We start from the raw sequence: 11867 nt of genomic DNA, 5'->3' as shown, positions 1-11867 counted from the left end.
GTTAATCTGAATTAATTCCGAAAAATGCACCGTCAACGAAGCCGGTGTCGGGCTAAGTATAAGGAATATCTACAGGGGCGGGCGAGTAGATTGCGCAACATGCGAGCATGATCCAGAGATTTCTTAAGCTGCAAAAGAATGGTCCATGTACATGCCCTGCGGCTTGGGTTACATTGTTGGCACTTTTTTCCGGCGTAGCCCAAAACGCGCTGTCGTCAAGGGCATGGCCTTTAACAGTCCGATCTGGAGTTAAAATGTCCTCACGTAAAGAGCTTGCTAATGCTATTCGTGCGCTGAGCATGGACGCAGTACAGAAAGCCAAATCCGGCCACCCGGGCGCCCCTATGGGCATGGCTGACATCGCCGAAGTCCTGTGGCGTGATTTCCTTAACCACAACCCGCAGAACCCGGCATGGGCAGACCGCGACCGTTTCGTGCTGTCTAACGGCCATGGCTCTATGCTGATCTACAGCCTGCTGCACCTCACTGGCTACGATCTGCCAATCGAAGAGCTGAAAAATTTCCGTCAGCTGCACTCCAAAACTCCAGGTCACCCGGAAGTGGGCTACACCGCTGGCGTTGAAACCACTACCGGTCCGCTGGGTCAGGGCATTGCGAATGCCGTGGGTATGGCGATTGCTGAGAAGACCCTGGCGGCACAGTTCAACCGTCCTGGCCACGACATCGTTGACCACTTCACCTATGCGTTCCTGGGCGACGGCTGCATGATGGAAGGCATTTCTCACGAAGTGTGTTCCCTGGCAGGCACTCTGAAGCTGGGTAAACTGGTTGCGTTCTACGACGACAACGGCATCTCCATCGACGGTCACGTTGAAGGCTGGTTCACTGACGACACCGCCGCACGTTTCGAAGCCTACGGCTGGCACGTTGTGCGCGGCGTTGATGGCCACGATGCTGACTCGATTAAACGTGCCGTAGAAGAAGCGCGCGCCGTGACCGACAAACCGTCCCTGCTGATGTGCAAAACCATCATCGGCTTCGGTTCTCCGAACAAAGCGGGCACTCACGACTCCCACGGCGCACCACTGGGCGACGCGGAAATCGCACTGACCCGTGAAGCGCTTGGCTGGAAACACCCTGCCTTCGAAATCCCATCTGAAATCTACGCGCAGTGGGATGCGAAAGAAGTGGGCCAGGCGAAAGAAGCAGCCTGGAACGAGAAGTTCGCGGCTTACGCGAAAGCCTTCCCACAGGAAGCGGCTGAATTCACCCGTCGTATGAAAGGCGACATGCCGTCTGACTTCGACGCGAAAGCGAACGAGTTCATCGCGAAGTTGCAGGCGAACCCGTCTAAAATCGCCAGCCGTAAAGCATCTCAGAATGCGATCGAAGCGTTTGGTCCTCTGCTTCCAGAATTCCTCGGCGGTTCCGCTGACCTGGCGCCATCTAACCTGACCCTGTGGTCTGGCTCTAAGCCAATCAACGAAGACACTGCCGGTAACTACATCCATTATGGTGTACGTGAATTCGGTATGACCGCGATTGCCAACGGTATCGCTCTGCACGGTGGTTTCCTGCCGTACACCTCTACCTTCCTGATGTTCGTAGAGTATGCACGTAACGCCGTGCGTATGGCCGCGCTGATGAAACAGCGTCAGGTGATGGTCTACACCCACGACTCCATCGGTCTGGGCGAAGATGGTCCAACTCACCAGCCGGTAGAGCAGGTGGCTTCCCTGCGCGTGACCCCGAACATGAGCACATGGCGTCCATGTGACCAGGTTGAATCTGCGGTGGCGTGGAAATACGGCGTTGAGCGTCAGGACGGCCCGACTGCGCTGATCCTCTCCCGTCAGAACCTGGCGCAGCAGGAACGTACCCCAGAGCAGCTGGCAAACATCGCCCGCGGTGGTTACGTGCTGAAAGATTGCGCGGGCCAGCCTGAGCTGATCTTTATCGCGACCGGTTCTGAAGTTGAACTGGCCGTTGCCGCATGGGAAAAACTGACTGCTGAAGGCGTGAAAGCGCGCGTGGTTTCCATGCCGTCTACCGATGCGTTCGACAAGCAGGATGCCGCGTACCGGGAATCTGTACTGCCTAAAGCGGTCTCCGCTCGCGTGGCAGTGGAAGCGGGTATCGCTGATTACTGGTTCAAATACGTGGGCCTGAACGGCGCTATCGTCGGTATGACCACCTTCGGTGAATCTGCTCCGGCAGAGCTGCTGTTCGAAGAGTTCGGCTTCACCGTTGAGAACGTTGTCGCTAAAGCGAAAGAACTGCTGTAATTGCCGTTTTGCCCGGTGGCGCTAACGCTTACCGGGCCTACAAATGGCATAAAATGTAGGCCGGGTAAGCGTTAGCGCCGCCCGGCTTTTTTGTATGCACGATTCCTCAGACATGTAACTGCTCTGTAAATTATTCCACCGAAAATGTGATGCAAGTCATATAGCTCGCTTATTCATCTGGACAGAGATTCCTTTTATTCCCCGATTCGCTTATTCTTGCTGAAGCGTTTCAGTCGATTAAATGTTCGACAATTGACCAATCAATCGCAGTTTGTGACAGCAAGGATTCCCCTTCGGGCGTCGCTGGATTACTCTTTCAGCCACCTCAAACTCAGGGATAGCTTTGCAGGAGATCTATGACCGTACGCGTAGCGATTAATGGCTTCGGTCGCATCGGGCGCAACGTGGTTCGTGCTTTATATGAATCCGGGCGTCGTGCGGAAATCACCGTGGTGGCAATCAATGAACTGGCGGATGCTGCGGGCATGGCGCATTTGTTGAAATATGACACCAGCCACGGTCGCTTTGCCTGGGACGTTCGCCAGGAAAGGGAACAGCTGTTCGTCGGTGACGATGCCATCCGCGTGCTGCATGAGAACAGTATTGAAGAGCTGCCCTGGCGCGAACTGGGTGTGGATGTGGTGCTGGACTGTACCGGCGTGTACGGTAACCGTGAACATGGCGAAGCGCATCTGAATGCTGGCGCGAAAAAAGTGCTGTTCTCCCATCCCGGCAGTCACGACCTCGACGCCACCGTCGTGTTTGGTGTTAACCAGCACGAGCTGCAGGCTGAACACCGCATTGTCTCCAACGCCTCCTGTACCACCAACTGCATTATTCCGGTCATTAAACTGTTAGACGATGCGTATGGCATTGAATCCGGTACCGTGACCACGATTCACTCCGCCATGCATGATCAGCAGGTTATCGACGCCTACCATCCGGATTTACGACGCACTCGCGCGGCGAGCCAGTCCATCATTCCGGTGGATACGAAACTGGCTGCCGGGATCACGCGTATTTTCCCGCAGTTTAACGACCGTTTCGAAGCGATTGCCGTGCGCGTCCCGACGATAAACGTCACCGCAATCGATCTTAGCGTGACGGTGAAAAAACCGGTAAAAGCTTGTGAAGTCAACCTGTTGCTGCAAAAAGCGGCACAGGGAGCATTTCATGGTATAGTTGACTATACGGAATTACCGTTGGTCTCAGTAGATTTTAACCACGACCCGCACAGCGCCATCGTGGATGGCACGCAGACGCGAGTCAGTGGTGCGCACCTCATCAAGACGCTGGTCTGGTGTGATAACGAATGGGGCTTTGCTAACCGAATGCTCGACACCACGTTAGCCATGGCCGCAAAAGGTTTCAGGTAGAGCGCACCTTGCGCTTGCAAAACTTTAAGAATCAACGAGAGGATTCACCATGTCTGTAATTAAGATGACCGATCTGGATCTGGCAGGTAAACGCGTTTTCATCCGTGCCGATCTGAACGTACCGGTTAAAGATGGCAAAGTGACCAGCGACGCGCGTATCCGTGCATCTCTGCCAACCATTGAACTGGCTCTGAAGCAGGGCGCTAAAGTGATGGTCACCTCCCACCTGGGCCGTCCAACTGAAGGCGAGTACAACGAAGAGTTCTCTCTGCTGCCGGTTGTTAATTACCTGAAAGACAAACTGTCCAACCCGGTTCGCCTGGTGAAAGATTACCTGGACGGCGTGGAAGTTGCCGAAGGTGAGCTGGTTGTTCTGGAAAACGTTCGCTTCAACAAAGGTGAAAAGAAAGACGACGAAACCCTGTCCAAAAAATACGCTGCGCTGTGCGACGTATTCGTGATGGATGCATTCGGTACGGCTCACCGTGCGCAGGCTTCTACCCACGGTATCGGTAAATTCGCAGACGTCGCCTGTGCAGGTCCACTGCTGGCTGACGAACTGGAAGCTCTGGGTAAAGCACTGAAAGAACCTGCTCGTCCGATGGTCGCTATCGTTGGTGGTTCTAAAGTTTCTACCAAACTGACCGTTCTGGATTCTCTGTCCAAAATTGCTGACCAGCTGATCGTTGGCGGTGGTATCGCGAACACCTTCGTTGCTGCGCAAGGCCACAACGTGGGTAAATCCCTGTACGAAGCGGATCTGGTTGACGAAGCCAAACGTCTACTGAGCACCTGTGATATCCCGGTTCCAACTGACGTTCGCGTGGCGACCGAGTTCTCCGAAACTGCTACCGCAACCCTTAAATCTGTTAATGACATCAAAGATGAAGAGCAGATTCTGGACCTGGGCGACGTTTCTGCACAGAAACTGGCTGAAATCCTGAAAAACGCAAAAACTATCCTGTGGAACGGTCCTGTCGGCGTGTTCGAATTCCCGAACTTCCGCAAAGGGACTGAAATCGTGGCTAACGCTATCGCAGACAGCGAAGCGTTCTCTATCGCAGGCGGTGGTGACACCCTGGCAGCTATCGACCTGTTCGGTATCGCTGACAAGATCTCCTACATCTCCACTGGTGGCGGCGCATTCCTCGAATTCGTGGAAGGCAAAGTCCTGCCAGCAGTAGCAATGCTCGAAGAGCGCGCTAAGAAGTAAGCCATTCAGGGGCAGGGAAACCTGCCCAATTTTCAGCGCGCTTATCAGAGCTCGCACCTTTTCTAACGGCCGAAGATACAGGACTAAGCAACATGTCTAAAATTTTTGATTTCGTAAAACCTGGCGTTATCACTGGTGATGACGTACAGAAAGTGTTCCAGGTAGCTAAAGAAAACAACTTCGCTCTGCCAGCAGTTAACTGCGTAGGTACCGACTCCATCAACGCCGTACTGGAAACCGCTGCAAAAGTTAAAGCACCGGTTATCGTTCAGTTCTCTAACGGCGGCGCTGCGTTCATCGCAGGTAAAGGCGTGAAAACTGACGTTCCTCAGGGCGCTGCTATCCTGGGTGCTATCTCTGGCGCACATCATGTTCACCAGATGGCTGAGCACTACGGTGTTCCGGTTATCCTGCACACTGACCACTGCGCGAAAAAACTGCTGCCATGGATCGACGGTCTGCTGGACGCAGGTGAAAAACACTTCGCAGCAACCGGTAAGCCACTGTTCTCTTCTCACATGATCGACCTGTCCGAAGAGTCTCTGGAAGAAAACATCGAGATCTGCTCTAAGTACCTGGCGCGTATGTCCAAAATGGGCATGACCCTGGAAATCGAACTGGGTTGCACCGGCGGTGAAGAAGACGGTGTGGACAACAGCCACATGGACGCTTCTGCTCTGTACACTCAGCCAGAAGACGTTGATTACGCTTACACCGAGCTGAGCAAAATCAGCCCACGCTTCACCATCGCAGCATCCTTCGGTAACGTGCACGGCGTGTACAAGCCAGGTAACGTGGTTCTGACCCCGACCATCCTGCGTGATTCTCAGGAATATGTGTCTAAGAAACACAACCTGCCGCACAACAGCCTGAACTTCGTCTTCCACGGCGGTTCCGGTTCTTCTGCTCAGGAAATCAAAGATTCCGTAAGCTACGGCGTAGTGAAAATGAACATCGATACCGACACCCAGTGGGCAACCTGGGACGGTATCCTGCAATACTACAAAACCAACGAAGCTTACCTGCAAGGTCAGCTGGGCAACCCGAAAGGCGAAGACCAGCCGAACAAGAAATACTACGATCCACGCGTATGGCTGCGCGCTGCCCAGACTTCTATGATTACTCGTCTGGAGCAGGCATTCAAAGAACTGAACGCGGTTGACGTTCTGTAATTTGTACTGCTGACAGCACATCAGAAGGCCCGCAAATGCGGGCCTTTTTTTATGCTTTTTCAATATCCTGCAATACCTGATTTTGTGATCTGTTTGGCATTACCCGCTCTTTTTGTTTACCCTTTACTGACCTGCCTGTCCCCTTAAGGGATAGATTTTGTGTTTTGGTTTAGCAAAAGGAAGAATAAATGGAACAACTTGATGTTGTAGACAGCATCAATCACGCGGGTAACTGGCTGGTGCGCAACCAGGCGCTACTGCTGAGCTACGCTGTGAATATTGTTGCCGCTATTGCCATCATCATTGTCGGGATGATCGTGGCGCGTATCGTATCGAACGCGGTCAACCGGGTGATGGTTGCACGTCACATTGACGCCACGGTCGCCGATTTCCTCTCCGCGCTGGTGCGTTACGGCATCATCGCCTTTACGCTGATTGCGGCGCTGGGGCGTGTCGGCGTGCAGACGGCATCCGTCATCGCTGTGCTCGGTGCTGCCGGTCTGGCCATTGGTCTGGCATTACAAGGTTCGCTGTCGAACCTGGCGGCGGGCGTACTGCTGGTAACCTTCCGTCCGTTCCGTTCCGGTGAATACGTGGATTTAGGCGGGATCGCGGGTACCGTGTTGCAGGTACAGATTTTCTCTACCACTCTGCGTACTGTCGACGGTCGTATTGTGGTGGTACCGAACGGGAAAATCATTGCCGGCAATATCATTAACTTCTCCCGCGAGCCGGTGCGTCGTAACGAGCTGATCATCAGCGTGGCGTACGATTCCGATATCGATCAGGTGAAGTCTCTGATTACCAACATCATTGCTTCAGATGACCGTATTCTGAAGGACCGCGAGCAGACCGTTCGTCTGAATGAACTGGGCGCATCATCCATTAATTTTGTGGTGCGCATCTGGAGCAAAAGCAGCGATCTGCAAAACGTATACTGGGATGTGCTGGAGCGCATTAAGCGTGACTTCGATGCTAACGGCATCAGCTTCCCGTACCCGCAGATGGACGTAAACGTCAAAAAAGTCAAAGAAGCAGAGTAACGTCTCCGTAGGCCCGGTAAGCGTCAGCGACACCGGGCTTTTCTTTTATTAGCCTCGCTAATCCCCAATTAATATTATCCATTTCCTCTAATGTCGTTCCCGCAGTATAGTCTGCCCAAGGACAACTCTGCGAGAATTACGTTATGTTATCTTACTATTTTCAAGGGCTTGCGTTAGGTGCGGCCATGATCCTTCCCCTTGGTCCACAAAATGCGTTCGTGATGAATCAGGGCATTCGCCGTCAGTACCATCTGATGATTGCCCTGCTGTGCGCGGTGAGCGATCTGCTGCTGATTTGCGCCGGGATTTTTGGCGGCAGCGCCCTGTTGATGCAGTCGCCGTGGCTGCTGGCGCTGGTTACCTGGGGCGGCGTAGCGTTTCTGCTGTGGTACGGGTTTGGCGCCCTGAAAACGGCCATGAGCAGCAATCTTGAGCTGGCGAGCGCCGAAGTGATGAAGCAAGGGCGCTGGAAGATTATCGTCACCATGCTCGCCGTGACATGGCTTAACCCGCACGTTTATCTTGATACGTTCGTGGTGCTCGGCAGCCTGGGTGGACAGCTGGACGTTGAGCCCAAACGCTGGTTTGCGCTCGGTACGGTCAGCGCCTCCTTCCTCTGGTTCTTTGGTCTTGCGATCCTGGCGGCGTGGCTGGCGCCACGACTGCGTACCGCCAAAGCGCAGCGCATTATCAATACCCTGGTGGGGCTGGTGATGTGGTTTATTGCCTTCCAGCTGGCGAAAGAGGGCATTCATCACGTACAGGGATTGTTCAACTAAGCGTTGTCTTATGGACATCTGAACAAGACCCGCTAAGCTTGCCGGCATGAGCCCTGTTAACAGGGCACTCTTCGCAACATGGAGGAATGACAGTGAAGTTTAAGGTGATGGCCCTGGCGGCATTAGTAAGTTTAGGTGCGGTGTCGGTGCAGGCGAATGAACTGCCAAACGGCCCGCACATTGTCACTTCAGGTACGGCAAGCGTGGATGCGGTACCGGATGTTGCAACCCTGGCAATTGAAGTGAACGTGGCGGCGAAAGATGCTGCTTCCGCTAAGAAACAGGCAGACGATCGTGTTGCGCAATACCTCTCTTTCCTGGAACAGAACGGTGTCGCGAAAAAAGACATCAGCTCTGCGAACCTGCGTACTCAACCGGATTACGATTACCAGAACGGCAAAAGCATCCTGAAAGGCTATCGCGCCGTGCGTACTGTAGAAGTGACCGTGCGCCAGCTTGATAAGCTCAACGGATTGCTGGATGGTGCGCTGAAGGCAGGGCTGAACGAAATTCGTTCCGTCTCGCTGGGCGTTGCGCAACCGGAGAAGTATAAAGACGAAGCGCGTAAAGCGGCGATTGATGATGCCATTCATCAGGCACAGCAGCTGGCATCCGGCTTCAAGAGCAAGCTCGGTCCGGTTTACAGCGTGCGTTACCACGTTTCAAACTACCAGCCAAGCCCGATGGTGCGGATGATGAAAGCGGATGCCGCGCCGGTTTCTGCTCAGGAAACCTACGAGCAGCCAACCATTCAGTTCGACGATCAGGTTGATGTGGTGTTCCAGCTGGAGCCGACTGAAAAGCCAGCTCAGTAACCCGTAGGCCGGGTAAGGCGAAGCCGCCACCCGGCTTGTTTTTCAATCCTGTCTTAACACCTTATGCCCAAACGCCAGCAGCGCGTCGGTGACGTTGCGCATCATGCGGCTTTCCGGCGCAAAACGGTGCCAGTACAACATCCGGCGCTGATACAGCCCCGGAGTTAAATCAATCAGCTCACCGCTTTTCAACTCTTTCTCAATCTGCAGATGCGGGATCATGCAGCAGGTGGTTCCCTGACGTGCAAGCTGCACGAAGGCTTCGGACGAGTTAACGATATGACACGGCACGCTGCCCGGCGGCAGATCGAAGTTTTGCTGCAGGAAGGCCTGATGCATATCGTCCAGATGGTCGAACGCGACGGCAGGCGCTTTCAGCAGCGCGGCGCGGGTCACACCGTTCGGGAAATAGCGCTCGGCAAAGGCTTTTGAACCGACGAAGAGGTAATCCAGCGCGCCCAACTGATCCACCAGACAGCTTGGCAGCGCCTGAGGCTGAATACTGACGGCACCAACCACTTCGCCGCGACGCAGACGTTCCTGGGTGCGGGTTTCATCTTCAACCTGGAGATTCAGGCGGATAGGGGAGTCGGCCAGCACCGGCGCAAGGGCCGGCAGCAGCCAGGTTGCCAGACTGTCGGCGTTCACCGCCAGCGACAGCAGCAGCGGCGTGGAGCCGGTCTGTTCATCGCCCAGCCACTCGTCTTCCAGCAGTTCAACCTGGCGCAGCAGGGCGAGGAGCTTTTGTCCTTGCTCCGTTGGACGCGGCGGTACGGTACGCACCAGCAGCGGCTGCCCGAACATGTTTTCAAGCTGTTTGATACGCTGTGATACGGCGGACTGGGTGATGCACAGCTTTTGCGCCGCGCGCTCAAAACCGCGTTCACGAATAACTGCATCAAGTGCCTGTAGTGTTCTGTAGTCCGGACGTTTCATTGCTCTGGCTGACTCCTTAATTTTGCTTAATCTGCACTATGACACAATTTTCCCTTCGTGGCAGACGAAATCCATTCGACGTGTTCTATAATGCGCCCTGAGTTTTCACACCACAGGCAAAACGATCATGACGCAGGATGAACTGAAAAAAGCAGTAGGATGGGCCGCTCTCCAGTACGTACAGCCGGGTACCATTGTCGGTGTTGGTACGGGATCGACGGCGGCGCACTTTATCGATGCGCTGGGCACGATGAAGGGGCAAATCGAGGGCGCGGTTTCGAGCTCCGATGCTTCCACGGAAAAGCTGAAAAGCCTCGGCATCACTGTTTTCGACCTCAACGAAGTGGACCGTCTGGGCATTTACGTTGATGGCGCGGATGAAATCAACGGCCACATGCAGATGATCAAAGGCGGTGGCGCGGCGCTGACCCGTGAAAAAATCATTGCCTCCGTGGCGGATAAGTTCATCTGCATCGCGGACGCCTCCAAGCAGGTCGACATTCTGGGGAGTTTCCCGCTGCCGGTCGAAGTGATCCCGATGGCGCGCAGTGCCGTGGCACGTCAACTGGTGAAGCTGGGTGGTCGTCCGGAATACCGTCAGGGTGTGGTGACCGACAACGGCAACGTGATCCTCGACGTTCACGGCCTTGAGATCCTCGATGCCATTGCGCTGGAAAATGCGATCAACGGCATTCCGGGCGTCGTTACAGTAGGGTTATTTGCCAACCGTGGCGCGGATGTGGCGCTGATCGGCACGGCTGACGGTGTAAAAACCATCGTAAAATGATCTGACGGGGGGAGCGCTCCCCCCGCTAAAAAATTTTGAAAAGCTAAATTCGGTGACTTGTGTCACGTTTTTCCGCCTCTTTTGCCGATCCTTCCGCGTTTGTAAATTTCCATAGCATTTTCCTCTGTCATTTTGCTCTGTATGACTTTTCTTCAGAGTGCCGACGCAAACGTTCATATTGCTGCAATAGTTTTTTTTGATATGTTGGCTGCATGGGATTTATATCCAGCACAACATCAGTTCAGATAAAAACAGGGTCGGGTAAATGGCAAAGGTATCACTGGAGAAAGACAAGATTAAATTCCTGCTGGTTGAAGGCGTGCACCAGAAAGCGCTCGATAGCCTTCGCGCTGCAGGTTACACCAACATCGAATTTCACAAAGGCGCGCTGGATACTGAAGAGCTGAAAGCGTCCATCCGTGATGCCCATTTCATTGGCCTGCGATCCCGTACCCAACTGACTGAAGACGTTATTGCTGCGGCGGAAAAGCTGGTGGCGATTGGCTGTTTCTGTATCGGTACCAATCAGGTTGATCTGAATGCCGCCGCAAAACGCGGTATCCCGGTTTTTAACGCCCCGTTCTCCAACACCCGTTCCGTGGCGGAGCTGGTGATTGGCGAGCTGCTGCTACTCCTTCGCGGTATTCCGGAAGCTAACGCCAAAGCGCACCGCGGCGTGTGGAATAAACTGGCCGCGGGCTCCTACGAAGCGCGTGGTAAAAAACTCGGGATTATTGGTTACGGCCACATCGGTACGCAGCTCGGTATTCTGGCGGAATCCCTTGGCATGCACGTGTTTTTCTACGATATCGAAAACAAACTGCCGCTGGGTAACGCGACGCAGGTGCAGCATCTTTCTGACCTGCTGAACATGAGCGACGTGGTCAGCCTGCACGTGCCGGAAAATGCGTCCACAAAAAACATGATGGGAGCGGAAGAGCTGGCGCTGATGAAGCCGGGCTCACTGCTGATCAACGCCGCGCGCGGTACAGTGGTCGATATTCCTGCGCTGTGCGATGCGCTGAAGCGTAAGCATCTGGCGGGTGCGGCGATTGACGTGTTCCCGACGGAACCGGCCACCAACAGCGATCCGTTCACCTCTCCACTGTGCGAGTTCGACAACGTGATCCTGACGCCGCACATCGGCGGTTCTACTCAGGAAGCGCAGGAGAATATCGGCCTGGAAGTGGCGGGCAAGCTGAGCAAATATTCCGACAACGGTTCAACGCTCTCTGCGGTGAACTTCCCGGAAGTGTCTCTGCCGCTACACGGCGGGCGTCGTCTGCTGCACATTCACGAAAACCGTCCGGGCGTGCTGACTGCTATCAACCAGATCTTTGCCGAACAGGGCGTCAACATTGCCGCGCAGTATCTGCAAACGAACGCGCAGATGGGTTATGTGGTGATTGATATTGAAGCGGATGAAGACATTGCCGAGAAAGCATTGCAGAGCATGAAGGCCATTCCGGGGACGATTCGCGCGCGTCTGCTGTACTGATA

10 protein-coding genes are annotated in these 11867 nt (G+C 54.4%); 9 read left to right on the top strand and 1 reads right to left on the bottom strand.

The window, feature by feature from the left end; genetic code table 11:
* Positions 1-254: 254 nt before the first annotated feature.
* The 7 genes from tkt to HWQ15_RS03975 all read left to right on the top strand — a co-directional run bounded on the left by tkt (position 255) and on the right by HWQ15_RS03975 (position 8644).
* Positions 255-2246 (top strand): transketolase, encoded by a 1992-nt coding sequence (gene tkt, locus HWQ15_RS04005; protein ID WP_022649333.1) that lies wholly within the window; start codon positions 255-257, stop codon positions 2244-2246.
* Positions 2247-2602: 356 nt separating this feature from the next.
* On the top strand, positions 2603-3622 hold the full coding sequence (epd, locus tag HWQ15_RS04000) for an erythrose-4-phosphate dehydrogenase (RefSeq protein ID WP_022649326.1): 1020 nt from the start codon (positions 2603-2605) through the stop codon (positions 3620-3622).
* Positions 3623-3671: 49 nt separating this feature from the next.
* The gene (gene pgk, locus HWQ15_RS03995) at positions 3672-4835 is read left to right on the top strand and encodes a phosphoglycerate kinase (RefSeq protein ID WP_023298554.1); all 1164 of its coding nucleotides are present in this window, start codon (positions 3672-3674) and stop codon (positions 4833-4835) included.
* Between the two features lie 92 nt (positions 4836-4927).
* Entirely contained in the window at positions 4928-6007 is a 1080-nt protein-coding gene (gene fbaA, locus HWQ15_RS03990; RefSeq protein WP_017692704.1) for a class II fructose-bisphosphate aldolase, read from the top strand.
* Between the two features lie 188 nt (positions 6008-6195).
* Positions 6196-7050 (top strand): small-conductance mechanosensitive channel MscS, encoded by an 855-nt coding sequence (locus tag HWQ15_RS03985; protein WP_022649325.1) that lies wholly within the window; start codon positions 6196-6198, stop codon positions 7048-7050.
* 143 nt (positions 7051-7193) lie between these two features.
* Positions 7194-7829 carry an arginine exporter ArgO gene (gene argO, locus HWQ15_RS03980; RefSeq protein ID WP_003860085.1) on the top strand — a complete coding sequence of 212 codons (636 nt, stop codon included), beginning with the start codon at positions 7194-7196 and terminating at the stop codon, positions 7827-7829.
* Between the two features lie 92 nt (positions 7830-7921).
* Entirely contained in the window at positions 7922-8644 is a 723-nt protein-coding gene (locus HWQ15_RS03975) for an oxidative stress defense protein (protein WP_022649323.1), read from the top strand.
* A 42-nt stretch (positions 8645-8686) separates the two neighbouring features.
* Here the strand turns inward: HWQ15_RS03975 and argP are convergent, their stop codons facing one another.
* On the bottom strand, positions 8687-9580 hold the full coding sequence (gene argP / locus HWQ15_RS03970; RefSeq protein WP_003860089.1) for a DNA-binding transcriptional regulator ArgP: 894 nt from the start codon (positions 9578-9580) through the stop codon (positions 8687-8689).
* A gap of 127 nt (positions 9581-9707) precedes the next feature.
* Between argP and rpiA the strand changes: the two genes are divergently transcribed.
* Positions 9708-10367, top strand: coding sequence for a ribose-5-phosphate isomerase RpiA (rpiA, locus tag HWQ15_RS03965; protein ID WP_022649322.1), 660 nt, complete (start codon positions 9708-9710; stop codon positions 10365-10367).
* A gap of 265 nt (positions 10368-10632) precedes the next feature.
* A complete protein-coding gene (gene serA, locus HWQ15_RS03960; protein WP_022649321.1) occupies positions 10633-11865 on the top strand; it encodes a phosphoglycerate dehydrogenase in 1233 nt (410 codons plus the stop codon).
* The last annotated feature ends 2 nt before the right edge of the window (positions 11866-11867 follow it).

The organism is Enterobacter sp. DSM 30060 (assembly GCF_013375955.1).
Classification (GTDB): Bacteria; Pseudomonadota; Gammaproteobacteria; order Enterobacterales; family Enterobacteriaceae; genus Enterobacter; species Enterobacter intestinihominis.
This window is presented reverse-complemented; position numbering and strand designations above follow the sequence as displayed.

Coding starts and splice junctions, on each gene's coding strand:
- tkt (WP_022649333.1), top strand. CDS start 255: ATGTCCTCACGTAAAGAGCTTGCTAATGCTATTCGTGCGCTGAGCATG.
- epd (WP_022649326.1), top strand. CDS start 2,603: ATGACCGTACGCGTAGCGATTAATGGCTTCGGTCGCATCGGGCGCAAC.
- pgk (WP_023298554.1), top strand. CDS start 3,672: ATGTCTGTAATTAAGATGACCGATCTGGATCTGGCAGGTAAACGCGTT.
- fbaA (WP_017692704.1), top strand. CDS start 4,928: ATGTCTAAAATTTTTGATTTCGTAAAACCTGGCGTTATCACTGGTGAT.
- HWQ15_RS03985 (WP_022649325.1), top strand. CDS start 6,196: ATGGAACAACTTGATGTTGTAGACAGCATCAATCACGCGGGTAACTGG.
- argO (WP_003860085.1), top strand. CDS start 7,194: ATGTTATCTTACTATTTTCAAGGGCTTGCGTTAGGTGCGGCCATGATC.
- argP (WP_003860089.1), bottom strand. CDS start 9,580: ATGAAACGTCCGGACTACAGAACACTACAGGCACTTGATGCAGTTATT.
- rpiA (WP_022649322.1), top strand. CDS start 9,708: ATGACGCAGGATGAACTGAAAAAAGCAGTAGGATGGGCCGCTCTCCAG.
- serA (WP_022649321.1), top strand. CDS start 10,633: ATGGCAAAGGTATCACTGGAGAAAGACAAGATTAAATTCCTGCTGGTT.